Origin of the sequence: Hafnia paralvei, from assembly GCF_020150375.1 — a bacterium.
GTDB classification, from domain to species: Bacteria; Pseudomonadota; Gammaproteobacteria; order Enterobacterales; family Enterobacteriaceae; genus Hafnia; species Hafnia paralvei.
In genome coordinates, this window is the sequence record NZ_CP083737.1 from 2,015,110 (window position 1) to 2,040,309 (window position 25,200).

Consider the following 25,200-nt stretch of genomic DNA (forward strand, 5'->3'; position numbering starts at 1 on the left):
GACGATCATGAACTTTGAAATGCACAGTGAAAATGGCGTAGAGATTGTTGTTCCCTTGATTCGCAGACTGGATGCTTCGGTTGCACTGACCTTCAAACAGCAAGTGCTTGAGGTTATCGGGCAGAACAATAAAAATGTATTGCTGGATTTCAGCCACGTCGATTTTATTGATAGTAGCTGTCTTGGCGCATTGGTATCAATACTCAAGAGTTTAAACGGCAAGGGGGAGTTGGTGTTGTGTTCACTCAACAGCAATATACATAACCTCTTTCAACTTACCCGAATGGATCGTATTTTTTCTATTCAAGATAATCGTCAGGATGCCTTGCAGATGTTGATGCGCTGATATCACAGCGCTTTTTCGGTGGATAATGATGGAAAAAGTCAACACGGTATTTCGCTTACCCACATCACTTGAGAATCTTGGCGTTCTGAGTGGCAACATACAGCAATTTATCACTCAATTTGAATTTGATCCTGCCGTGGTGTATCAAATCGAGTTAGCCGCCTGCGAAGCATTCAGCAATATTGTCAGACATGGTGTAAACCATGATCCTGACCAGTATGTTGGAGTTACATTATCTTACACAGAAAGCGGCATAGAGATCGTTCTTTCTGATTTTGGAAAACCGATACCTCAAGCAATGTTGCATGATCTAGAAAGAGGTTCAAAATCTTTCACAGCACCTGATCAACATCAGCAGGCGACTTGGTCGGAGAATGGAATTGGCCTGAAGCTGATTTTTGCCATGATGGACTGTGTAAGATATCGTTCTCATGAAGGGCGCAATGAGCTTATCCTGATTAAACATGTGTAAGCGCATAGTGCCCTTGCAGAAAACGCCTGCCGGTTTATTTAAGCGTTACTGAAAAATAACGGCTGTTCTCTCCTAATGTATAACCGGCATTGTCTTTGAGTTCAGTCACGAGGAGTAGGGGGGCTCCTGTATGCGGTACAATCGACAGTTCCGTAACTTTATGGCCGCTGTCCGCAGGGAGATCCAACCCCAAGCTCCCTCGCGCTAATTCATGTCCCCCTTGTAACACGACCCAACTCAGTCTGGCACCACGATAGTTCAGCCATCGATCATTAATCGCCCACAGTCCGATTTTGCCACTTTCTCCTGGATACCAGGTGAGAGTAATAGGTTCAATGGACGGGAGCACTGGCTGGTAGGCTTTCTGTAAGGCAAAATATCCTTTCTTGGGGATGCGTCGGTAATCGACGACGGCCCAGTTAATTGATGGCCAGGTTTCGCTAAACATAAACTGAAAAAGCGCCGCAACCGGTTGATAACGTTGTCGGCGATAGCTTTCTGCCGCCAACTGAATCACATCTGCCTGATAATTTTGCGTGTTAGCAATAAATTCCTCTGGCGTACGCCCTCTCGATAATTTGGCTATCCCAAAAGCCTCTTCTGGCTGGAAATCATGGTATTTCCACACATCCCAACCAGGGTCGTCTGGCGCAGATGTGGCAGGCCACATTTTGTCCGCCGGAATAATTGTACGTAATGTCTCAATCCTGGGTAGTGCTTGGGCGCCAAACTCACTGATAATGCTGCTTTGAGCCGCTTTGAGAAAATCGGTCGGTACGCCAAAATACCATCCTTGCCAGTAGTGTTCGTTCACTGATGACCAGCGATGGATTATCCGGCTCGGATCCTCACTCAGTGTGGTGGCGACACTTTCGGCTAATGGTCGGTTTAGGTCTGGTGTCCAGTCGGAAAAGCGCTGTTTCATCCAAGGGGAGTCAAACGGAGGTTCGTTTTGCCCCGCCCAAACAATCACTGACGGATGATTTCCCCATTGCTGCAGTAAATCTTTAGCCTGACGCGAAGCCTCATATGCAAAGGCGGCGCTGTTGTCATACCCCCATTGCAACGGCATATCTTGCCATACCAGCATACCGGATTCGTCCGCCTGATCGTAAAATGCCTGACTTGCTACATGAGCATGTACCCTCACCGCGTTAATGTTGGCATCGCGCATCAATTGCAGATCCCGACGATAGAGAGATCGGGTCATCGTGCCCAACCAAGGGGAACCGATATAATTGGTTCCCCTAATAAACAGACGATGCCCATTAAGCATCCATGCATGGTTCCCTGAAGCCCAGCGAATTTCTCTCAGTCCTGTCTGGCTCTGCTTATGGTCCATAATTCCCTCGGCATCAGAGAATGTCGCTTCTATACGATAGAGATTTTGCGCTCCATAGGCGTAAGGCCACCAAAGTCTGGCGTGAGGCATCGGGATAGAAACAGAAAGTGGCATGGAGTTTTGTCTAGAACCAAGCAGGTTGATATGCTGAGTGTATTCATAATGCTTACCCGTAAAATTAAGCGGCACTAGACGTAACGAGAGCAATGCCTCGCGCGGGCGATTCACACGATAATCGAGGCGAACATTGAGTACGGGGTTATCAAGTCCGTTACGCCAGTCTGGTATGGCGGTGATATTATCAATAACTGCACCTCGGCTAAGGTGAAGCGTTACGGGTTGCCAGATACCTCCTGAATTTGCATCTTGAGCCTGTGCTGACCAAGCGCCTCCAGGACGGGTATCGTGCTGAGATAATACCCCTTTAATAGCTTGCTTATGCAATGGCCAGATGCTACCTGGGGTTTCAAAAGGACTATTTACTTTAACCAGCAGATCGTTTTGTTGTTGCAATGTATCGGTGATATCGAACTGAAAACGCTGGAAATATCCTATATGCTGACCGATAAACTGTTTGTTAATCCAGACATCAGCCTGATAATCGACGGCGTTAAAAATGAGTGTAGCCATCTGGTCGACACCCAATTCTGGGGACGTAAAGTGAGTGGAATACCAAAGCGCACCTTGATGAGCGACACCTGCGCTGTACCAGTTTGCTGGCACGGTAATGGTTTTCCACTGCTGAGACGGGACCGTCACCTGCGTAACGTCGTCAAAGGGCGGGTTCGCATCATGATATTGCCACTGACCATCAAGAGAGCGAGTGTCCTGTGATGTGAACTGGGCTGTGTGCGTTGTACAACCCAAAAGCAGTAAGGTGACACATAATGTTCCACGTTTCATTTTTCCTCCACCACCGCAAGCAGCTCAACACGCAGTTGATGGCATAATGATTCGAGTTGCAGGTGTTCGCGAGTAATCGTATCGATAGCGAGTTCGATGGCCGCCATCTCAATGGCCCTCAGGCAGTTTTCCAGAGGTTTGCAGACAAAATGCAATGTTTCGCCTTTAAAACGATGTGCACTTTGTCGAATATTACCGAAGGACCGCCCGTTAATTGCTGTATTAATTTCTGCCAGCAGGTGGGGTAACTCATCAATAAACATCACCGCTAGCTCGTTAAACAGATGTCGGTCGTTGTTTAACTGGGCGAGCGCCGCCTGCAAGTCGAATGCAGGAAGTGCGGGCGCTTCTGCGGTCATGACCATATCGAGCTCTTTGTGTAATAGCTCCAGACGAATCGGTTTAGAAATATAGCCATCAAAACCGTGTTGAAGACAGCGTTCTCTATCTCCTTTCATCGCGTGAGCCGTCATTGCAATAATAGGCTGTCGCTCTGCGCCTGCAGGTAGTCGCTCTTCTGCCTGCCGAATGGTCGCGACCGTTTCGACGCCGTCCATTTCAGGCATCTGTAAGTCCATTAGAATAACGTCGTAGCGTGAGTTTCCTAGCTTTTCAATTACCTCCAGACCATTACCGGCAAGGTCGGCGCTGTGTCCTAATTTACCTACGAAGTTAAGCGCCAGCTTCTGATTTACCAAGTTATCCTCAGCGATTAAAATATGGTATTGCGGTGATGTTAAAACAGATGTGGTTGGGAGAGGGCGAGCGCTGTCTTTGACACTCGGCGTCTGAGACATTGGCGAAACCGCCTGCACCATGGTTTCAAAGAGTTCTTTTGCATCAATTGGTTTTGTGAGGAAGAAAGACACGCCCACTTTTTTAAGCACATCTTTGTCGATGCGGTTTCCCGTTGAGCTGAGCATGATTAACTTGCTTTGTCGCAGAGCCGGAGTGGACATAATTTCCAGCGCCAGTGCCATACCATCCATTTCCGGCATTTGCGCATCCAGTAGCACCAGCGGGAACAGAGGTCTGGTATTCATGATATCCAAGGCTTCTTTTCCCGAATTTGCGGTGATGGGTTTAAGCCCCATGTTCCGCAATAGTTCCGAGAGCAGTCGCAGATTGGTGTCATTATCATCCACGACTAAGATATCAATGCCCGAAAGTGTTGGAGGCCAGGACAATAGTTTCTTGTGAACACCAGGTAAAACGGGTAGAGAAAAGGAAAAGCAACTCCCTTGGCCAACCTGACTTGTTAAGTGTAACTCACCGCCCATTTTCTCCACCAATCTGGAGGAGATGGTTAAACCCAATCCGGTACCACCGTACTTTCGGGTCGTCGAATTATCAGCCTGACTGAACGATTCGAAAATAACTTTTTGTTTATCTACAGGTATGCCGATGCCACTATCCTGAATGCTAAATTTAAGTCTGGAGGGGGTTTCAGGTACTGGGAAAATACGTAATACGACTTCGCCGTGAGGGGTGAATTTCAGTGCATTTCCGATCAGATTGGTCAGAACCTGCCGTAACCTTAATGGATCACCATGAATCTCAATGGCCACATCAGGATGAATATCCACCAACAACTCAATGTTTTTCTCAGAGAATTTCGGCATTAATGGCCGGGTAATTTCCTGAATGAGTGGGCGAATGGCGAAATCCTCAGTGTTTAAGGTGAGTTTCCCAGCTTCAATTTTAGAAAAATCCAAAATCTCATTAATGATATTCAGTAAGGCGCTGGCTGAACTGTGCGCCATATTAATATAGTCACGCTGGTCGGGAGTCAGGTCAGTTTCTAGGCAAAGTTGAGTCATTCCTAGAATACCGTTCATTGGAGTCCGAATTTCATGGCTCATATTGGCCAGAAATTCACTTTTAGCTTGATTTGCCGCTTTTGCTGCTTCAACTGCCTGCCGGGAAGCGGCTTCGGCATTTTTTTGCTCGGTAATATCCTGCAAAGTACCAATGACTTTTTGCGCAGACCCCTGCAAGCTCAGGCTCACGATTTGCCCTTGAATTAGCACCCACCCATAGGTCTCATCGGCGCGTAGTACACGCATTTCGCAGGTAAAAATAGGCAGTACTGCCCGCATTGCGCGATGAATACTCTGATGAAAGTGGGTAAGGTCTTCCGGATGGAAGGCTTTAGTCCATAAATCACTCGTCAGAACCGGTGCTTCACGTTGAATACCCAAGAGTAATAGCAATGCCTCATTCACTTGTAACTCATCTGTGAGATATTCCCAATCCCAGATGCCAATATGTGAGGTTTCTGCTGCCAGAATAAAATCGCTATGCAGATGGTGTATATTTTTGATGACATCGGCATACCGACTGATATCGGTATGTGTACTGATAATACCGCCTTCGGGCGTCCGCTGATATTGAATATAAAGTGTGCGTTTGGTCACTCGTCTGACTTCATAATGATTATTCCGTCGATAGTTAGCCAGCATCGAGGTCATCATTCTTTTTTTACTTTCGGCATGTCTAGTCGGGTAAGCGATATCTAGCGACATACGGAGGACGTCGGTGAGCTGAACCCCCTGATGCAGCCAATCTGCCAGAGCAGGGTAGTACTCAATAATACGTTTGTTCCAGTATTGTAATTTTTCCTGCTCATCATAAATGGCCACTGCGACATTTGGCGCGTTTAGCGCGGCATGCAGTTGCTTATGGCTTATCATGCGGACCCCTCCTGAGTGGGAGGTTTATGGAAAAGCTCAGCCTGCCGGCGCATAAACTCAAGACCGGGCGCTAAGATAATCGCCCATGCGGTTATTATTTCTTCATCACATTTTGGGTCGAGATCCCTAACGGTTTGCAGTACCGCCCTGCGCCATAGTGCATAGGCGGAAGGGGGTAAGTTGATATTTTGCGGATTGCTTTCCCGTGTTATTTGCACCAGATAGTCGGCGACAATATGTGTATTGGCGACGGAAAGCATATAGAAAAAGGTTTTGTAGATGATTTTTTGTTTGTCTAGGCGTTGGGCTACGGAAAGCGGAGATTTCTCATCATCAGAGCTTTTGGTAAATAATGTATAGAAATGGGTAAAAAAGCGATCTCCTTTATCGTTGGGCAAAATTCGGGCATAACTGTTATTGAATAACTCTTCGTAATTAATCCCCATTTAATCCCCCTTGCTTAATAGCCGGCGGATGTCTCTCTGCCGGCAGACAGTGGCGCGGCCAGTTAAAAATGTCCTTCATCCGGGTATCAAGATAGCCTCCGTGACGCACCGGTTTGATGAGTGGGGCGCCGGTGCTCTTAAAGAGCAGCGCCTCCAGAACCAGAGTATTTGTCGTTAGAGTGTAGGTGTGGTTGTAGCCACCGCTAATTTCGTATCGGCCTTCAAACCATCCATGCTCAATATCACGATGCAGGCTTCCAAGCTGCATCAAGGCGTTGGTAAACGGCGTATCCCACAGTGCCCACAGGCCGAAAATCGCGCGAGTCGAAAGAAGCGCCAGTTCTGGCATATAACGATTGTTATCGGCGAGCGTATTCCAAGGGTAACCATTAGAAAAAATACTGTCATAGACTTCCCACGGAGCGGTTGAGCGGGAATACTGAGAGCGCGCAGTTAGGATTTTGTCTTTTTGCCAGCGAATTTCCTGTACCTGATACACCAGCTTTGCACGGTTTTCCATGCGTGTATTGGTGGATGTCGCCCCCTCCGGCATCGTCCATCCGAGTTCTATTCCGGTCAGTATATACGGCGTGCTTTCAACGTCAGCAGGCGTTTCGCTCAGACGTGGATCGCGTGTCGTATAGTCAATCGGTAACCCAAACAGGATCGCTGTTTTAAAGGACAACGCCTGTTGGGAGGGGGAAAATCCCCATAGAGCGAATGCTGCGCGGCTATAATCGGAATATTCAGTATCGTCGATAACCTGCGTATCCCATTGATTATTTAGCTGTTGTCCGTCGAAGGGCAATCCTTCTTGGTTGACGACAGAGCAAAAGTCCCAGCGCATAATAGAACGTTCGACAAACGTGCGGTATTCAGGAAAATAGCCGATGACCATTCGCATACCAACCAGCAGGCGAGCGAGATCCTGTGCTTGGGTAGCGGCAGGATGCTGGGTGTTCAGAGAGCCATCTACGGTGTTATAGAATGACGCAGGTGTTCCGGCGGGCGTCAGTGGGAGATTGGCAAGGGTCGTCAGTAGCGCAGATAATCGCGAATCAAATTCAATCTGACTGATGATATTAAGGTTTCTTGCCGCGGTAAGGGCAATGAGTGTATCCCCGATATTCCAGAGCGAAGTGACGGGATACCGGTCTTTACCATTGACTAACCCTGAATCTGGCTGAGTATTGTTCTGTACATAACGCCACGCAGTCTTTGCCCACAGAAGTTGCTCGCTGGAAAGTGCTTTTCCTGTGAATAGCATAGGCGCCTCGGAACGCGCCAGTAGGCTCATCAGCACGGTAACCGTAATCGCGAATGCAACAGAGAGAATAAGCGTTATTGTTTTAAGCATGATGTTGCCACCGGAGGCAGTTTCACAGGTGCGTTAATGTCACACTGCGGACATTTGCAGGCCTTGCATGACGGTGCATTACGTAAGGCGATGCCAGTTTGCTGACACCATGTTTTCAGATTCATATCAGGCTGAATAAAGGGACGGTTGAACGGCGAATTCTTGTCATCAAACACATTCACTAAAGTCTTATCCCACAGAGACGGTGCATATTTAGCATCTGCCTGGTTGTTGGTGTTGAATTTAAGAAGACGTCCCTCTTTTTTGAACAGTAGAGCTTCCAGCATGATCCCATTATTGTTGGCGGTGAATTCATGAATAGGACCACTACCATTTTCGTAAAGACCTTCGTAATAGCCTTTGTCTTTTTCATTCGCATTTTCAATGGCGTCAAACAACCGATCGGTATAGGGCGACTGCCATAGACTCCACATACCCAGCGCGGCTTTTAGCGAAATAGCAGCCATATCAGGTACAAACTCGCCTTTATCGGTAATGGTGTTCCAGTCAAAGCCATCGGAGTAGACCGTGTCATACACAAAGTAAGGGGCTTTATCGAGCTGATGCTCTGAGCGCGCCGTCAGCTTGCCGGTGATCTGATAGCGGTTTTCCTGTACTTGATACACCCTATTAGCGAAATCCTGCATCCAAGGATGGCTATGCTTACTGGCATCCGTAGAACGATCGTCGCTGGTGTCCCACCCCATCTCCAGTCCATGTAGTACGTAAGGCTCAGAGGCAACATAGTTATGCTGGCTGCTGGTACGAGGATCGCGAGAGTCATAAGGAACCAGTACGCAGTAAATATCGGCAAGTTGATAAGGCTCTGGACGCGAAGCCTGACACGTAGAGAAGCCCCAAAGCTGGAAACCGCTGGCCGCATATTCTTCATAGCCTAGTCGTCCTTCCTGAACGTACATCGGTTGCTTATTGGCATCAAGAACTGCGCCATACAATGTTCCACAATCATCCACTACGTGGCTGAAGTCCCAGCGAAGCACGACGTTGTCGATATCATTCGCATATTCGGGGTAACGTTCTTTAATAATTTTCAGCCATAACAGCATTCTGCCGATGTCGATAGCTGAAAAGCCAATCTCGCCAGGCTTGTTCAGGTAGTCCACCTTTTGGGCATTGATCGTGTTATAGGCCTTGTTAGGAATTTGATTCTGGAAAAGCGGAAGCGTGTTGAGGGTTCCAAGGAACTTAATCAAGCGCTGATCAAACGTCTCTTTGTTAATTATACCGAGCTCGCGGGCCGCGGTGAGCGCAGCCAGATAAGAGGCACTGTCCCACATAGTTGTGGAAGGATAATTATTTACGGCGTTCACCAGCCCAGTGGTCGGCTGGTAATTGGTCACGAAATAGGACCATGCTTTGTTCGCGATACTCTGTTCACGGGCGGTCAGTTCTCCGTGACGCTGTGGATACCCCGCAGCAGGAAGCTGGGTATCGCCCATCGCTGCCGGAAGCGCCATCAGTAGCAAACTCCCCAGCAGGAGCCGTTTGATCGCGATGAGCCACGCGCTAAACGGCCTGACTAAAAAATAGATGTGCATAGTAGCTCCTTATTACATATTATGGCTTCTGGCCGTCAGTGGGCGTTGAAGAAGAGGATGCCGGCATACAGTTTTGGCAAAACAGAGGACCTTGCGAGAGATAAACAAGGCTTTCTAAAACGGCGGCGTTAGTGGTTGCACTGATGACATTGCTGCGCTGCTGGGTGCCCGAGACGATACCGTCGTACCAGCCCCGGCCTGGCTCAAAAAGCGCAATTGACCGTTGCCGCATCATCGTGCTCCATGGTGTGCGAAATAGTGCATACCAGCCAAAAACGGAGCGAGTAGAAAGTTGCAGCGCGGCGTCATTCACTTCTCCGAGAGCATTATCAACTACGGCAGGATGGCGAGGAGTAATCGTCACATTTTCAAACTGTGGAGCGCGTTCTTCGTAATCGGTTCCCATATAGGCAAGATCGCCGGTACTTTTATAACGGCTTTCTTGCACTTTCATGATCCGCCAGCTCATTTCCGCTGAATTAATATCAAAGCCCACCTCTAATCCCGTGAGCAGGAAAGGTAAGTTTGAGACGACCGGATGGTCGAGCTTGCCAATATTCACCATACCGTCATAAGGAATACTGACGCCGTCGATGTTGAGCACATGCTGCGAAGGGAAAGAGGTGCTGAGTACCAATCCCGCCAGAATATTGGTTCTGCGCAGGCTGTTAAGTGCATAGAGCTGGTAACCGTAGCTTTGGCGATTATCCTGTGAGATTAGCTGCCAAGTTTTTGGCTCACGGAAGCTCAGGCTTTTTTCCGGTTCCCGCTGGACGAAAAGAGCATCAAAGTGCCAGCGCCGTGTGAGTTGTTTGATGGCAGGGGCATGTTCTGGGTAAAGCCATGCGCTGATGTTCAGAGACATCAGCAGCCGGCTGATATCGACAGCGGACCAGTCTGGTTGACTCTCGTTTTGATCCAAGCTGTGGAGTCGAATTAGCTTTTGGGCATCATAATAAACGGCGGGTAGCTTTCCATTCGTAAGCGGTAGCGAGGAAAGTGCAGCCAGCACGGAACGTATCCTGTCGTTTAACTCATTATGTGAAATAATACCGAGTCGTTCAGCGCTGATTATCGCAATCAGGTAATTACCTGTATCCCACATCGTGGAGTAAGGTTGGTTATCAATGCTGTTGACCAACCCAGTAGGCTGCACGTTATTAACAAAATACTGCCAGGCAATACGCGCCCAGATGGCCTCATTCAGAGTTAACGCCCTAGGTTCAGGCAGGTCAGGGAAATCATGGCTTAGCGTTAACTCATTCTGTACAGGCTTAGTTTGTGGCATATGTGTTTCAACATATAAAACCACTCCAGAAGCAATCAAAAAGCCAATTATTACGGCAACATAGCTGCGTGCCCGCAACAGGTTCAATTTCCATGACATCTTAAGCCTCCCCTTGCTCAGGGGATGATTCATTCTCTTCCGGACGCCATAACGCAGCTAAGATCATGGGCAGCATGGCGACAATGTTCACACCACCCCAGAAAATGTTAATGATATAGCCGGAGGGGTCTGTAACGTTGCCAAGATAGAGTTGTAGTCCGCCCCATATTAGGCCCATCAGCGTCAGAGTGATAATGCACAACTGAGGTTTTACCAACGTCAGGAAATTACCCTGCTGACGTTCTTTAGGCGTGACATGGAATTTGATTTTTTCGCCGCGTAGAACCGTATCCAGCGCACGAAGATTCATAGAGAACAGTGAAAGATACGACGATTTCCCATCCCATGCCGAAATCCCCCAGGTGCCGAACATAAAAGCCAACTCTGAGAACAGAAAGAACGGCATAAAGTGAAGATAAAAGGGGGTGGAGTAAGCTGACACCGGAGGTATGCCGGTAAAAAGATAAATCAGGGGCGATATCAAAAAAACAGTATTCCACAGACAGGCGAGATACGACCAAAAAGTGGTGCCGTACATCAGCTTCTGTGGAATGCTTAGTTTAATGTTTCGGTTACGGAATACCGTGTCGTGCAACAGAATATCGAGCGAGCCCGCCGCATATTTAAAACGCTGGATCATCCAGGTTAATAGATCCTGCGGCGATAACATTTTTGATTCAACATCAGGATGCATTACCGAACGCCAGCGATGCTCACGATCGCCGTGTAGTAGAATAGAAGTATAGATATCTTCAGAGACATGGAATTTATACGGAGTCAATTCTGTATCATATGCAACATGCATTTTCATTGCTTGACGTAATTCTTCCCGCAGGGTGCTGTCTGGGACTTGCTGGGTAAAACGTGTAATTTCTGATTCCACCGTATGGGCGTAATGCCGCAATGCGCTCTGCATGATGGCTTCTCGCCGATGGATCGATGCAGCTCCACAACAAAACGCGGCGTTCGCCCAGTTTCTGCGCCGCAGTATGACGTCGTAAAACATCTGAGGATCGTTAAAAAAAGGGTCGCTGCCGACGGTGAGTGGCCCCACCATTTTTTCCACTAACCAGCCAAATGTTTGGCCCAGTCGGCCAAATTTTTTCCGCAGTACGGTGGGCAGGCGCTTTCCTGCGGGAAGATCGTAAAACCACTGGGGTGTCTGAACCCAGGCGACGGCCGGATCGCGGAAATAACCCAGAGCATTGGTTAAGATGGAAGAGAAAACGCGAGTGTCTGCATCGCAAATGACAATAAAATCGCCGTCGGTGTGCTCCATACCATTGCGCAAATTACCGGCCTTAAAACCAATATTGGTTTCTCGGCTCAAATAATTGACGCCTTCCTGCTCTGTTACCCTGCGCATCTCTGGGCGTTTACCGTCATCAAGCACGTGGATTTTATACTCGATCGGGAAAGGGTAGGTGACACGTTTGGCGTCCTGAATCGATAATCTGACTAACTCGGTATCTTCAGAGTAGGTGGCAATAAATAAATCCACTTTGATCGGTCGCTGAACGCTATTCAGTTCTGGCTCAAGACATTGAGAAATGCAGCTTGGTGCTGATTTTTTCTCAATGTCCCTGACCTGCCAGAGATTAATCGTAAAGAGGATTGTGCCTATAAAAGCCAATGTTTCGGCCATAACAAGGGGAACTGCATACCACAGAGCATCATAATTTAATGATTCCATCCAGCGCCATCGAATGTAATTTATACCGACAACGATGGCCACGACAGATAACACCTGCCAAGTAAACTCGATGGCCGCATTGTTCTTCATGGGAGGAGGTGGCGTTCTGTTTTCAAAACATGAAAAATAAAAATTTGCCATGTCATATCCATATTATACTCATGCTATAAAAATAGAGTCTAGACAAGGGTAAAGGATATGCAAGGAAGGAACGTTAATTATAAAATAGAACGTTTTTTCAAAATGCTGTAGAGGAAAAGAAAAACGCGAATAGTTATTTTTAGGATTATTTTTCTGATGCAATAATCCGATAGTCATCCCTCTGACTGAGAATCGGAATCAAAACAGGGTCTTCTCATGAATGCACATGATACCATCTTACGTCCTATGTCGGGCTTACATTATGTATCAGAAGGGAAGCGTGATTTACGTATTGATATGCTCCGTGGCATAGCTCTTGTGATGATGGTTGTCGCCCATGTAGAGATTTTGTCTGCCTTTAATGTGATCACTTGGGAACGGTTTGGTCTTACTACTGGGGCGGAAGGATTTGTTATTCTATCTGGGTTTATGCTGGGTTTCCTTAAACGCCGACAATTATACGCTGAGTCGTTGTTAAGTGTGTCGTACTCTCTGATCAGACGGGCTGCGACATTATATATGGTGAATATAGTTATTATCCTCACTATTCTTATTTTTAGGCATTTCACTTTTATTGATACCTTCGAATTAACGCATTTCACCGATCGCTATTCTGGAGAAGCATACGCAATGTACCCTGTGAGCGAGCAGGTAAAAGAAGCATGGTACAATGAAATTATCTTTTTACAGATTGGCCCTCATCAGTCACAAATACTCGGGTTGTATTTTTATCTGTTGTTACTGAGCCCCATTTTTCTGTGGATGTTATATTCTCAGCGAGTTGTGATTTTGCTTAGTATTTCACTAATGGCCTACGGCTATTTTCAAATCACTCGAGAGCACCTGCTCTCAGCTGAGTTCGACTTTGCGTTTCCACTAATGGCTTGGCAATTTATCTATGTGCTAGGAATGTGTTGTGGATGGTACAAAGATGAGCTGCTTTCTCTAGCCAGAACACAAGTCGGAAGGGGGATTATGTTTTGTATGGTGTTGATTGCTGTTGCTATGATGTTTATCGCCCAAAACCATACGAATCCATTTATGCCACGCGTCCTAATGCTGCATATGATCCCCGCCAAAAATTTTGACTGGCTTTATCATAACTTTGCTGGAAAAAATGAGCTGGGTCCACTGAGAATTTTGAATGATGCCTGCTTGATTGTCTCCGTTTACCTTGTTTTGACCTATTTCTGGGGGCCTATTAATAAATTGGCAGGTTGGTTTTTTATTCAGTTGGGACAGAACTCTCTGTATGTCTTTATCCTGCATGTGTATGCCGTTTTAGCAGTGAGTCAGTTTGTGACATTTGATTTATGGGCGAGGAATTGGGTATTGAACACTGTGATCCATGCGTTGTGTCTGTCATTTTTATGGCTAATGGCGCGATATGGGGTACTAAAAAAGATAATACCGAACTAATGCCCAGTTTTTCTATTTTGCCCTGTGCATGTATTCGACCAGGGTTTCAGCAAAGAGGTCAGCAGTTGGCCAGAACGGTAAAAATCGCTGCTTCGCCGAAGGGGATAAGGCAAGTAGATTTTCTAAAAGAAGGTTCAAATGCAGACTTGATATGGACATTATGAGTCGGTTATATAGCTAGATACAATTTCAAATCAATCGATTGCGTACGACTTTTTATTAGCCAGCGCGTAGGGTTGTCTCTGCATTTACTCTACCCGACAGGTAGAGGCGTTCCGTTTTAGATGCTTATAAATAACAAGCTGGCTGAGTTTAAATTGCAGTCTCAGCTAATTGGATTTTCTCACTTACTACATTAACGCAACCCGAATTATTTGAGATATAAGTTAGTGCCTTGAAGAAATCTGGTTGTTGATCCTTGATACAATGTTCCTCAGCGTTTTTTTGAATTCATCCAGATTGATATGATCAATGTCTTTACCTACTACAATCGTCTCTGAAATATCCTGCATGGCAGGCCAGCGTGTTTTATAATCGGCATAAACAGCAATAGTTGGTGTATTATATGCACTAGCCATATGTAATATGGATGTGTCTGGCGTTATTGCTAGAAACGCATCCTTGATCACGGCAGCAGAACGCATTAATGAGGGAGATAAAGAGAGATGATAAACACCCTCAAATGATTCAGTTAATTTAACCGCATTATCAACACCCTTAGGTCCATGAACGATGACAATCGGTATATCGGTCTCATTTTTGATTAGCGATATTAGTTTTTTGGCAATAGGGAGTGAAAAAGTGCGCTCTTGCACACTGCCCTCTAAATTAATTGCAATATAATCCTCTAACGAACGGGTTTCATTACGTACTTCAATTAACACCTCTTCATTAAGCGGAAATTCGAACATTGGTCTAACGGCAGGAAATCCCGCGTCTCTCATCAATGTTGACCAAGTCATCGTCACTGGCGCACGAAGTTCCTGATCCATTCTTGAGGCGGTTTTACATATTGGGGAATAACATTTCATCGTTAAGCCCACAACCTGAAAATTAGTCTTCGCCCTCAGTTTGCTGATGAATAACATTGTCTTTCGGTTTTTCTTGCGCATTGCCTCAATACAGATATCTGGGGTGCCATATTGCGCTTTTATGTTTTTTGCCACTTCTTGTATTTCATCTTTACTGGCATGATCCTGCATTGTCATACTTATTATTGTCAATTTCGTATGACCCAAATGAAGGGCTTCAAATACAGGTTTATTTATCGTAGATGATACAATTAACAAATGCTTTATTTGATGTAACTCCAGCGATCGTATGATGGGATAAATGGCCATCGCATCCCCAATTTGATCTGGAATATGAATTACAACAAACTCTATCGCAGAGTTATCAATATCTATAGACTCATAATCATAGCGATAAAATATAATATGCCTCAATATTGATGTTAATGACATTTGCAAAACCACACCTGACAGCAGAGTTAAAAGGCTAGCTAGTTTATCAGGTTTATAGGTAAGTCACTCAGTATATCTGCTGATACCATCGTTCTGCATATCATCCCGTGTGCGTTTCTCTTATATTAGATAGCTAAACTATTCATTTCCCATTTGCATTTATATTTTCTCATAAATAAAAATTATGTGTTTTGTTATATGTACTGAGATATATCATCGGCATATTTTAATCTGCATCCTTTGGGCTGCTCTCATTCATCCGAATCATATACACGGGGAGATGCACCGACACTCATTTACTTGTCATCTTGATACTGCGTGACTTGTTTTTGGTATGAAATTTTGGGAGGGGCTGAACGGCAATGAATAGAGAGAACAACGTACGTTGAGTGTTACTCCCACAAGCTAAGCCTAGTTTATATAATTGCGCAATGTCAGTGCATAACAAAGCGGCTAAGGACGCTTGATTAAGGTAGGGCAGTATAAGAGTTGGCTTGCACATCAACGCAAGCCAAACCTAAAGCAGATTATTGACGGTAAGCGTGCTTAATCTGGCAAATAGCATGTTTGAAAGACTCTGACTGAGAGGCATCTTCGAGTTGAGCCGCAAATTTTTCCATGTTGATAATAACTTTACCCGCATCGGCTTGACCCATAGCTTTCAGCATGAATGTCAAAGTGGCTTTTAAGCACGCGACTTCGTTGGCCAGAGTTTCGATAGTGGATTCGGTTGAGAAATCTACGTTGCTCATATTTTACCTTTAGTGGTGTGTTTTTGTCCGAGATGCTTCTAAATCAATCACGTACAAATGTCTATACGGATAGTCATTGAGTGACGGAATTTTCAAGCTGCGAAGTATATCACAGATGTAGGGATTTGGGGATGTGGTTCGACCAAGGTTTTATCAGTGATAATGTTTTTATTCTTTCTCGTATAGATAAAAATTTCCGTTGGCGAATGTTCGCGCAGCGTGGGTAAAATATATTCAATTTGTTATTACCAATAACAAGTTTCATTATGAAATCGATATTTCGTGCTGAGAGTATTCACTTTGTAAGCAAAAAAATTATTAATTTAACGACTTGTTTACGCTCAATTATCTAATTGCTGTATTATTGTTGGGTTGTTTTTATCTGTTTGATTTTAATGTTTGTTTTTGTGTTATCGAACGCCTGATAGTCCTTTTTTCTCGTATGAATGTGTCTGTTGGCGATCTCAATATAGTCATTGGTCAATAGGAAATAATAATGTCAGTATTAAGTGATTAAACTATTCATTCTTGGTTCAAAAAACAGTATTATCGTCTTCGTACTGGCAGTAAAAACATGTCATTAGTTCCTTCTTTTGGGAGACTTTTCTTTGATCAGCGTTCTTCTTGTTGATGACCACGAACTGGTGCGCGCAGGGATTCGACGCATTCTTGAAGATATCAAAGGGATCAAAGTTGTTGGCGAAGCACAGTGCGGTGAAGACGCCGTTAAATGGTGCCGCAGTAACAGCGCAGATATCGTATTAATGGACATGAATATGCCGGGTATTGGTGGGCTTGAGGCAACGCGTAAAATATTACGCTATAACCCTGATGTAAAAGTCATCATGCTGACCATTCATACCGAGAACCCACTGCCAGCTAAAGTGATGCAAGCTGGCGCGTTTGGATATTTGAGTAAGGGTGCTGCGCCACAAGAAGTGGTGAACGCCATACGTGCGGTTCATTCAGGGCAGCGTTATATCGCCTCGGATATTGCACAGCAGATGGCACTTAGCCAGCTAACGCCACAAACAGATTCGCCCTTTGCCAGTTTGTCTGAGCGTGAGCTGCAAATTATGTTGATGCTAACCAAAGGTAGTAAGGTTGTTGAGATTTCCGAACAGCTCAATTTGAGTCCGAAGACGGTAAACAGCTACCGTTATCGTATGTTTAGTAAACTCAATATTAGTGGTGACGTTGAATTGACGCACCTAGCGATTCGCCATGGATTGTGCAGTGCAGAGAAGCTGTCAAATAGTGACTGAACGTTTTGAACCTGTAGAATTTTTAAAAACGGTAACTCATCAGCCCGGCGTCTATCGTATGTATGACGCCACTGAAACGGTTATTTATGTCGGTAAGGCTAAAGATCTGAAAAAGCGTCTTTCTAGCTATTTCCGCCAGAATGTGGGGAGTCGCAAGACAGAGACACTGGTCAAAAACATTGCTCAGATCGATGTAACCGTAACCCATACGGAAACAGAGGCATTGCTGCTTGAGCATAACTACATCAAGCTTTATCAGCCACGCTATAACGTTTTACTACGGGATGATAAATCTTACCCTCTCATTTTTCTTAGCGCCGATACTCATCCTCGGTTGTCAATCCATCGCGGCGCGAAACATGCTAAAGGGGAGTATTTTGGTCCATTCCCTAACTCCTACGCGGTGCGCGAAACGCTAGCGCTTTTACAAAAGTTATTTCCTATTCGCCAATGCGAAAATAGCGTTTATCGCAACCGCTCGCGTCCTTGCCTTCAATATCAGATTGGCCGTTGTTTGGGACCTTGCGTTAAAGGTTTGGTCAGCGATGAGGAATATGAGCAGCAGGTAAATTATGTTCGCCTATTCCTTTCTGGTAAGGACAACCAAGTATTGGAGTCTTTGGTTGTGCGTATGGAAGACGCGAGTAAAGCGCTCAAGTTTGAAGAAGCCGCACGTATTCGAGATCAAATTCAGGCAGTACGTAGAGTTACCGAAAAACAATTTGTTTCTGGCAACAGCGACGATCTGGATGTTATTGGCGTTGCGTTTGATTCAGGCATGGCCTGCGTACACGTACTATTTATCCGGCAGGGTAAAATACTAGGAAGCAGAAGCTATTTCCCTAAAGTGCCGAGTGGTACAGAGTTAAGTGAAGTCGTGCAGACGTTTGTGGGGCAGTTCTATTTACAAGGCAGCCAGATTCGTACGCTTCCAGGTGAAATATTGCTCGACTTTACGTTGCCGGAAAAAGATATTCTCTCCGATTCTATTTCTGAGCTTGCGGGTCGCAAGGTCAATATTCAGACTCGGCCACGAGGCGATCGTGCTCGTTACTTGAAATTGGCTAAAACCAATGCGCAAACTGCGTTGAGCACCAAACTTTCTCAGCAATCTACTATTCATCAGCGATTAACGGAGCTCGAGAAAGTCTTGCATCTTTCTGATATCCGCCGGATGGAGTGTTTTGATATCAGTCATACGATGGGAGAGGAGACCGTTGCATCTTGCGTGGTTTTTGATCGTAATGGACCGGTGCGTTCAGAGTATCGCCGCTACAATATCAACGGGATCACGCCTGGGGATGACTATGCTGCAATGAACCAAGTGTTACGCCGCCGATATGGCAAAGCGCTAGAAGAAGACAAAATCCCAGATGTGATTTTTATCGACGGTGGCAAAGGGCAGTTGGGCCAGGCGAAAGAGGTCTTTTCAGAACTGGATGTTCCGTGGGATAAACATCGCCCGCTGTTGCTAGGAATCGCAAAAGGTAGCGATCGTAAAGCAGGGCTGGAAACGTTGTTTTTACAGCCTGAGGGGGAAGGGTTTTCTCTACCTCCTGATTCACCTGCGTTGCACCTTATCCAGCATATTCGTGATGATTCTCATAATCACGCGATCACGGGGCATCGTAAAAAACGAGCCAAGGTGCGTAACACGAGCTCACTTGAAACTATCGAAGGCGTTGGCCCTAAACGCCGCCAGACGCTTTTGAAGTATATGGGGGGGCTGCAACCCTTAATGAATGCAAGCGTGGAAGAAATTGCAAAAGTGCCTGGTATTTCACAGGCTTTGGCAGAAAAGATCCACAATGCATTGAAACACTAAGGGCATTGTAGCAACATACAAACAATATCCACATACGGAAGATAGTTACCTCACGCTATGCGATTAAATATACCGACCTTACTCACTCTATTTCGCGTTATCCTGATCCCATTCTTTGTTGTGGCATTCTACCTTCCGTTTGTCTGGGCACCTCTTGCCTGTGCGCTGATTTTTGTGTTTGCAGCGGTAACGGATTGGTTTGATGGTTTTCTAGCTCGTCGATGGAAGCAAACCACACGTTTTGGGGCATTCCTTGATCCCGTCGCTGACAAAGTCATGGTTGCCACGGCGCTGGTGTTGGTGACTGAGCACTATCATGTTTGGTGGATCACTCTACCTGCTGCAACGATGATTGCCCGTGAAATCATCATTTCAGCGCTGCGTGAGTGGATGGCGGAAATCGGCAAGCGCAGTAGTGTGGCTGTGTCGTGGATTGGTAAGGTGAAAACTTCTGCGCAGATGCTATCGCTGGTTGCGTTACTGTGGCGCCCAGATGGCTATGTTATCGTCGCTGGCGTCATTGCGCTCTACATTGCTGCGGTACTGACATTCTGGTCCATGTTCCAATATTTGAACGCTGCACGGAATGATTTGCTCGAACCGTGATCGAAATGCGTTAAAAATCAGCAAACAGTCGTTATGAGATAAAAATGATGTTGACGCAGTTCGTGAGATAAGTAGAATGCATCGCATCAGACGGCAACGATGAAAAGCCAGAAGATACAAGTAGCTAAGTTAGTGACGTTAACTGACTTAAATACTCAGCGGGAATAGCTCAGTTGGTAGAGCACGACCTTGCCAAGGTCGGGGTCGCGAGTTCGAGTCTCGTTTCCCGCTCCAAATTTAAAAGCTGGCATGAAAGTGCGAGCCTAAGTTAAAAGCTAAAGATTTTGGCGCGTTAACAAAGCGGTTATGTAGCGGATTGCAAATCCGTCTAGTCCGGTTCGACTCCGGAACGCGCCTCCAAATTTCCTTAGCCCGGGTGGTGGAATCGGTAGACACAAGGGATTTAAAATCCCTCGGCTGTAAGGCTGTACGAGTTCAAGTCTCGTCCCGGGTACCAAGGAAATTTACTAGAATAATCAAAGCAATAAAGCAGTGTCGTGACCGCCGAGAGGCGGTTTTTTTGTGCCTGTTTTTCCCCTTCAGAATTCACTTTCATAATATTATTGATCCCCCACAGCAGGAACTATCGCAATCTTCCTATCATATCTTGCCGTTTGCGATGCATTTTTGTGTCCTGATATAGCCTGCTCCTGATGGCTAGTGGACTACGAATATGCTGCTCACTCCCGAATTTAGAACTGCGTAAAGTAGTAACGAAGTAATCTCCAAGGTATCAAGGTTAGTGAATGATATCTGGCAGATATAGGATTTTTGTAATGTAGCTTTAGGGGCCTTAGCGTTACTATATACTGAATATTAGCCAGTGAATCTGGTGAGGAATATGTGGCTAGCGACTACTCTGGAGGGGAATTTTGGTCAATAAATTACTGGTTGTTATCGCCCTATCATTAGGGGCTCTTTCTGCGAATGTGATGGCTAATACAACGAAAAGTAGTCCACGCTCTCCTACCGACGGGGTTGTTTGTGATGTGTATTTTTGTGCTAATGATAAAGGTGTATCTGCAGAACTGACTACTCGGTACTTAGGCAAGAAGAAGGGGAAGCGGCTAACAGCTCAAGGTAATTTCGATCATTCTGCTTTCACTTTTTCTAATGGTGTCTTTTGTGATAGTACAGAGAGACTATGCCGAAAAGATCGCTATTTTGGTGTAGATGGTAAACGTAGTGGCAAGGTTGATGAGCATTATACTGAGCTCTTGTACGGGCATAAGCCATAACAAAACCATCAGGAAGGATAGGGCGGAACACTATGGTTCGTTGCACTTAGTGTTTTTGTTCACCTCCCTATATCTTTTCAGTATTCAGTACCATTATCTCGAGTTTAGCTAATCTATATTCGTATTAACTTACCGCCAAGAAAACTCATGGGGCTGCTACTGAACGAAGCTGAATATGATTTATGGGGCAGAGCCACATGTTTTGTAAATGATGACCTTACTGATGAAGCTGATATTGCTGATTATGTGTTCAATAATCGACCCAAAAGCTATCCCTGTGTCGGGTATTTAGAAGCAGTTCAGAATCCTCTCCACTCATTCAACATTCGGTTTATCTATCCGCAGCAGATAACTGAGTGGGCTCAGCAATTTTCGTTGTAAGCATTTAAGAATCTTCATATGCTCCCTATGAGGGGCCTTTTTCATATCTACTGCCGAATTAACCCTACCGCGCTGGTGGCTTTGTCGTTATTAGGGGCTTACTCAGCAGGCTACTGTGATACTGATAAATCTTGGCAGTTGAAATGGACGCCGTGTGATAAAGAGGATTCTGAAGCTATAGTTCAGCGACAGGAAGACGAACGTGCAGAAGAGCAACGCAGACAACAGGCAGCAAATCAGGCGGTTAAAGATGCAGACGAAGGTAACAAACTGATGCTATTGATGCGCAGCGTTCTGCTGTCAGGTTGCGGGAACAGCTCGCACAGCTCAGGCAGCAATTTGCAGATAGTGAAACCGGCAAACTTTCCAGTGCTGTCAGCTCAAGCACGTCAAAGTTCCAAACCATCATATTGCTTACCCAGTTGCTCAGCGAATCAAACGAAGTAGCAAGAGAGTATGCAAAAGAGGCTGACCGCGCTTATAGCGCCGGATAAACTTGTGAACGAACATATGAGTCGGTAGCAGTATCAAAATCTAAGCGTTAAGAGGCTTTATACCTATGTGAGCTTACGTTCACTAACAACTCATCAAAGAATGATGTAAATGAATCAAAACCAGAGTTTATTATGTTATTGGCTTGTTCTAGTTCTTCATTAGTCAAAACTAATGTGTCGATAAGTTCATCTTGGCTACCTATTGTATGCCCACTTTCATGTGAAAGATGTAAACTTCCACAATATTTGAGTTTTACATCAGAATCTGCAGTAATAGCTGTTAGAACCTCAAATGTTTTATTGCCGGTAGCCTCCATAACTTCAATAGCAACTAAGCGTAACTGGGCTGGTTGGTTAACAACTAATTGTATAAGGCTATAGCTCAACATACGACTTCTGTGCAGCTTTTCAGACCAGAGTTTTTTGATGAGGTCAGACAGGAGCATATTTTTATCATTTCCAGTTTCTGTCAGATCATTAATAAACCACGGCCAATGATTTGAATCTTCTTTGGCGTGTGTATTTACTGCTAATTCTAGATCATTCATTGGGGTTTCGAATGGAAGAACGTATTTATTTATATCACTAAATGTCATAACGAAATGTGAAATATAAGGTAGAAAGGAAAGCCTTTCATTCAAGGGAACAGACGAGTCTTTAAGATAGTAAAAAAAAGGATGATTTCCAAAAGCATCCTTTTTTTCGTCAATTAAAGTAGATAACTTTTGCATGCGATACACCATATTAAATTGTTTTCATATTAATACTTATTGAAGTATAGATTGTGTTTTCTCGTTATGTGATCTTATTTTTTTATAAAATCAATGCATTAAATTTTCTCATAGCCCACTGTTGATGGTGTTTTCTATTGGGGATGTATGCCAAAACTAATACCAAGAGCCAGCCGTAAGCACGGCTGTCGCAATACGACCACAGACCGATGTGGCTATTGTAATGAACACCGCAATACTGGCTGGGAGAACCATCAGCAGGGCAAGAGCCGCCACGAGCGTGGCTACGGTAGCAAGTGGATCATCATTCGGGCGGCATTCTTCACCGTGATAAGCACCTGTGCCAATCCTGACTGCGTGAAGGTTGAGCGATACCCGCGACCACGGTTGACCATATCAAACCTAAGAGCCATGACGGAACCGATGATGACGCCAACCTTGAGGGATTGTGTTGGCCTTTCCATCGAGCCAAGACCGCCGCTTTAGTCAAATTTTTACGCACTCGAAATAAGGAATTTTTTTCGATGATTTTAACACTTGGGAGCGCAGAAAATGGGGACGGCAATATTTTTAAATGAGGCAAAAAAGGGGGCAAAAAATTTGTCTCGAGTAGGCAGGTATGAGCAGGCGAGTGATGTATGAGGTTCAAAGAAAAGCCAGTAAAAGCGGGGGCGTTGGCGCGCGTGGGCTGACTCCAACAAAACTGACTCAATACTGTATAGACGTACTGAGTTTTACTTGAGGATATCTAATGCAGTTTGAGCTGATAATTTAAGAACTAAAAACTAACAGTTGCAGAGGGGTAACGTCAACTAAGAGTGAAAATTAACATATCTGTTAAAGTGTTCAAATCTAGCTATCCACTACACTGTTAGGCATATACCCATGAATATCGATTTTATGTTCTCTCCACCCATATTGCTTTCTCTTTCAGCATGCATTGCAATGCTTTTATTCTGCCTGTTCAATATTCTGATTAGTTCTAATCTGACGCGCCCGGTAGTATGTATGCTTGGGCTTTGCTTTATTGGTGTCGGTGTATTTGTACATATTACTTCCCTCGATATGCTAGAGCGCTGCAGGGAATTGGAAGCGTCTGGAAATGTGTCGGCGAATGTACTGTCACGGTTTGAGCGCTATTACTTAGTGTTCGCCTACATGCTTCCATTCATATCAGGATCAATTGGCACCAACGTTATTTCTGATGCGTTACTGAAACACCATACTTACGAGCGTTCCTTTTCTTTACTCCAGTTTATCCAAGATCTTGCGCAAATTATTTTGATGCCTATCGGTCTCGCCCTAGGTATTGTTGGTAGCCTCTTCTGGTTCATACATTTCTCGATAACTTCCGTTCGCCGCCTTCTTAGTTCAAAGCTTCCAAGAGCCTGTCGCTGGATAAATTTGAAAGTTTTAAAACTCAGCATCATTACCCGAAATAATTTTCGCTCGGTGCGAGGTAGCCTAAAAGAGCCAGATCCCGGTGACACTCCCCAATAACAGGTTCAACGAGTTTAAATTGTTCGCTTCGTTCACTGGGAGTCGGCTAAAGTCGGCTCCTTAGTTTAATCGTCAGTGTCCGCTTCTGGCACAAAGCTGACCGTCAAGAAAATACGGTTGGGGATGTTACATGCAAACCCTTTCGGATCTAGCCGAAAGGAAAGGGCAGCAGATGAGTAATATTCGCCATTGCTGTGTTGTGCTACTTATACTAAATTGATTTTAAAGGATAAATCCTGACAATCTATTGGCGACAAAAGTATTTATATATATGAAATATCTATAAATTTAGGGTGATCTAAAATCCCTCGGCTGTAAGGCTGTACTAGTTCAAACCTTGTCCCGTGTACCAAGGAAATCCACTAGAATAATGAAAGCAATAAAGCAGTGTCGCGACTGCCGAGAGGCGGTTTTTGAATCTAAAAGCCGCCTTTTTGCAGTGTGCAATTGGGACTCAAATCTTTTTGTTTGGCATCATTCTCAACAATGTATTGTCTTTTTGTACATAGTGATGAAATAACGCAGCCGCTGCATGCAGCGCTATTAAAAAGTAGCCGATATTAGCAAGGGTTTCATGGAGGTTTTTGATCGTGGCCTTCACTCCACTGTTAGGTGTGACAAAGGGGGAGATGGTGAAACCAAAGAAATCCCATGATTTGCCACCATAGGCCATCAGAGCAATGCCGAGAATGGGTAAAGCAAGGAAGGTTGCATAGAGCGCAATATGCATAAGCTTAGCAGCGGTCATTTGCCAACGAGGAGGTTGTGGAACGATACGCGGATCTTTGTATTTCTGCTTCAGACCCAAGCGTAAGAACATAAGCAGCCATACCAATACACCTACATTGTAGTGCGTGGCTCTCATTGCAAGATACGCATTTGAATCTTTGGGAAACCAACCACGTAGCTCCATAGCAGCATAAGTCACAGCAAGTAAGACTAGAGTGAGCCAGTGCAGTTGTATTTGTAGCTTGCTGAATTTTGTCATTGTTGTGCCTTTTAAGCTATAAAAGTTAAAGTTTATGAACTAAAGCTTAACAAAGCCTTAAATAGCTAGTGGTTATTTTGTCAAAAATAATCAAATAGATATACCGTCAGACCAATTTATTTCAGTTCGCGTAGAGATGCCGAAGGATTCGATCTGAGATCTGGTGCAAAAGCAGCGTAAAAGAGAATGAGACAAGAAT

The 25,200-nt window shown here is 45.1% G+C and carries 20 protein-coding genes, 3 tRNA genes and 3 pseudogenes; 14 read left to right on the top strand and 12 right to left on the bottom strand.

Going from position 1 to position 25,200, the window contains the following annotated elements; genetic code table 11:
• Positions 1-7: 7 nt before the first annotated feature.
• A complete protein-coding gene (locus tag K9N75_RS09525; protein ID WP_130996043.1) occupies positions 8-346 on the top strand; it encodes an STAS domain-containing protein in 339 nt (112 codons plus the stop codon).
• A 25-nt stretch (positions 347-371) separates the two neighbouring features.
• The gene (locus K9N75_RS09530; protein WP_224452524.1) at positions 372-818 is read left to right on the top strand and encodes an ATP-binding protein; all 447 of its coding nucleotides are present in this window, start codon (positions 372-374) and stop codon (positions 816-818) included.
• 34 nt (positions 819-852) lie between these two features.
• On the opposite strand, the gene K9N75_RS09535 is transcribed toward K9N75_RS09530, so the two are convergent.
• From K9N75_RS09535 to K9N75_RS09565, 7 genes are read right to left on the bottom strand one after another with little or no spacing between them, the layout of a single operon-like run.
• Complete coding sequence (locus tag K9N75_RS09535) at positions 853-3,063, bottom strand: glycoside hydrolase family 2 protein (protein ID WP_130996044.1); 2,211 nt, start codon at positions 3,061-3,063, stop codon at positions 853-855.
• Entirely contained in the window at positions 3,060-5,756 is a 2,697-nt protein-coding gene (locus K9N75_RS09540) for a response regulator (RefSeq protein WP_130996045.1), read from the bottom strand. The genes K9N75_RS09535 and K9N75_RS09540 overlap by 4 nt, the downstream gene beginning before the upstream one ends.
• Positions 5,753-6,202 (bottom strand): Globin, encoded by a 450-nt coding sequence (locus tag K9N75_RS09545; protein ID WP_175319999.1) that lies wholly within the window; start codon positions 6,200-6,202, stop codon positions 5,753-5,755. The genes K9N75_RS09540 and K9N75_RS09545 overlap by 4 nt, the downstream gene beginning before the upstream one ends.
• On the bottom strand, positions 6,192-7,559 hold the full coding sequence (locus K9N75_RS09550) for a DUF3131 domain-containing protein (protein WP_224452525.1): 1,368 nt from the start codon (positions 7,557-7,559) through the stop codon (positions 6,192-6,194). Before K9N75_RS09550 ends, K9N75_RS09545 begins: the two co-directional genes overlap by 11 nt.
• Positions 7,544-9,118 (bottom strand): DUF3131 domain-containing protein, encoded by a 1,575-nt coding sequence (locus K9N75_RS09555; RefSeq protein ID WP_130996048.1) that lies wholly within the window; start codon positions 9,116-9,118, stop codon positions 7,544-7,546. Before K9N75_RS09555 ends, K9N75_RS09550 begins: the two co-directional genes overlap by 16 nt.
• Before the next feature lie 19 nt (positions 9,119-9,137).
• Positions 9,138-10,505 (bottom strand): DUF3131 domain-containing protein, encoded by a 1,368-nt coding sequence (locus K9N75_RS09560; protein WP_224452526.1) that lies wholly within the window; start codon positions 10,503-10,505, stop codon positions 9,138-9,140.
• A gap of 1 nt (position 10,506) precedes the next feature.
• Positions 10,507-12,339: a glycosyltransferase gene (locus K9N75_RS09565; protein ID WP_224452527.1), complete on the bottom strand. Its 1,833-nt coding sequence runs from the start codon at positions 12,337-12,339 to the stop codon at positions 10,507-10,509.
• 216 nt (positions 12,340-12,555) lie between these two features.
• On the opposite strand from K9N75_RS09565, the gene opgC reads away from it, so the two are divergent.
• Entirely contained in the window at positions 12,556-13,758 is a 1,203-nt protein-coding gene (gene opgC, locus K9N75_RS09570) for an OpgC domain-containing protein (RefSeq protein WP_224452528.1), read from the top strand.
• 386 nt (positions 13,759-14,144) lie between these two features.
• Here the strand turns inward: opgC and K9N75_RS09575 are convergent, their stop codons facing one another.
• Together K9N75_RS09575 and K9N75_RS09580 are read right to left on the bottom strand one after the other, a co-directional pair.
• Positions 14,145-15,221, bottom strand: coding sequence for a glycosyltransferase family 9 protein (locus K9N75_RS09575; protein WP_224452529.1), 1,077 nt, complete (start codon positions 15,219-15,221; stop codon positions 14,145-14,147).
• Between the two features lie 527 nt (positions 15,222-15,748).
• Entirely contained in the window at positions 15,749-15,973 is a 225-nt protein-coding gene (locus K9N75_RS09580) for a DUF2594 family protein (protein ID WP_004094789.1), read from the bottom strand.
• 608 nt (positions 15,974-16,581) lie between these two features.
• On the opposite strand from K9N75_RS09580, the gene uvrY reads away from it, so the two are divergent.
• The 6 genes from uvrY to K9N75_RS09610 all read left to right on the top strand — a co-directional run bounded on the left by uvrY (position 16,582) and on the right by K9N75_RS09610 (position 20,126).
• On the top strand, positions 16,582-17,238 hold the full coding sequence (gene uvrY, locus K9N75_RS09585; protein ID WP_008813142.1) for a UvrY/SirA/GacA family response regulator transcription factor: 657 nt from the start codon (positions 16,582-16,584) through the stop codon (positions 17,236-17,238).
• A complete protein-coding gene (uvrC, locus tag K9N75_RS09590) occupies positions 17,198-19,063 on the top strand; it encodes an excinuclease ABC subunit UvrC (RefSeq protein ID WP_208326225.1) in 1,866 nt (621 codons plus the stop codon). Before uvrY ends, uvrC begins: the two co-directional genes overlap by 41 nt.
• A 57-nt stretch (positions 19,064-19,120) precedes the next feature.
• Positions 19,121-19,669, top strand: coding sequence for a CDP-diacylglycerol--glycerol-3-phosphate 3-phosphatidyltransferase (gene pgsA / locus K9N75_RS09595; protein ID WP_004094793.1), 549 nt, complete (start codon positions 19,121-19,123; stop codon positions 19,667-19,669).
• A gap of 158 nt (positions 19,670-19,827) precedes the next feature.
• A tRNA-Gly gene (locus K9N75_RS09600) sits at positions 19,828-19,903 on the top strand.
• A gap of 52 nt (positions 19,904-19,955) precedes the next feature.
• Positions 19,956-20,029, top strand: a tRNA-Cys gene (locus K9N75_RS09605).
• 10 nt (positions 20,030-20,039) lie between these two features.
• Positions 20,040-20,126 (top strand) — tRNA-Leu (locus K9N75_RS09610).
• A 103-nt stretch (positions 20,127-20,229) separates the two neighbouring features.
• On the opposite strand, the pseudogene K9N75_RS22790 reads toward K9N75_RS09610, so the two are convergent.
• Positions 20,230-20,325, bottom strand: a pseudogene (locus K9N75_RS22790) (site-specific integrase); the annotation flags it as partial.
• Positions 20,326-20,541: 216 nt separating this feature from the next.
• On the opposite strand from K9N75_RS22790, the gene K9N75_RS09615 reads away from it, so the two are divergent.
• The 3 genes and pseudogenes from K9N75_RS09615 (at position 20,542) to K9N75_RS22740 (ending at position 21,782) form a co-directional block, all read left to right on the top strand.
• Complete coding sequence (locus K9N75_RS09615) at positions 20,542-20,907, top strand: YcgJ family protein (protein ID WP_008813144.1); 366 nt, start codon at positions 20,542-20,544, stop codon at positions 20,905-20,907.
• 408 nt (positions 20,908-21,315) lie between these two features.
• Positions 21,316-21,489: pseudogene (locus K9N75_RS22735) on the top strand (DUF2514 family protein); the annotation flags it as partial.
• Positions 21,490-21,593: 104 nt separating this feature from the next.
• Positions 21,594-21,782: a DUF2514 family protein gene (locus K9N75_RS22740; RefSeq protein WP_263481245.1), complete on the top strand. Its 189-nt coding sequence runs from the start codon at positions 21,594-21,596 to the stop codon at positions 21,780-21,782.
• Positions 21,783-21,829: 47 nt separating this feature from the next.
• Here K9N75_RS22740 and K9N75_RS09625 read toward each other — a convergent pair whose 3' ends face one another.
• Positions 21,830-22,513, bottom strand: coding sequence for a hypothetical protein (locus K9N75_RS09625; protein ID WP_199371689.1), 684 nt, complete (start codon positions 22,511-22,513; stop codon positions 21,830-21,832).
• 147 nt (positions 22,514-22,660) lie between these two features.
• Between K9N75_RS09625 and K9N75_RS09630 the strand changes: the two are divergent.
• Positions 22,661-22,989 (top strand): annotated as a pseudogene (locus tag K9N75_RS09630) (HNH endonuclease); the annotation flags it as partial.
• Between the two features lie 409 nt (positions 22,990-23,398).
• On the top strand, positions 23,399-24,013 hold the full coding sequence (locus K9N75_RS09635; RefSeq protein ID WP_224452530.1) for a hypothetical protein: 615 nt from the start codon (positions 23,399-23,401) through the stop codon (positions 24,011-24,013).
• A 454-nt stretch (positions 24,014-24,467) separates the two neighbouring features.
• Here K9N75_RS09635 and cybB read toward each other — a convergent pair whose 3' ends face one another.
• Positions 24,468-25,001, bottom strand: coding sequence for a cytochrome b561 (cybB, locus tag K9N75_RS09640; protein WP_008813151.1), 534 nt, complete (start codon positions 24,999-25,001; stop codon positions 24,468-24,470).
• Positions 25,002-25,200: the final 199 nt, after the last annotated feature.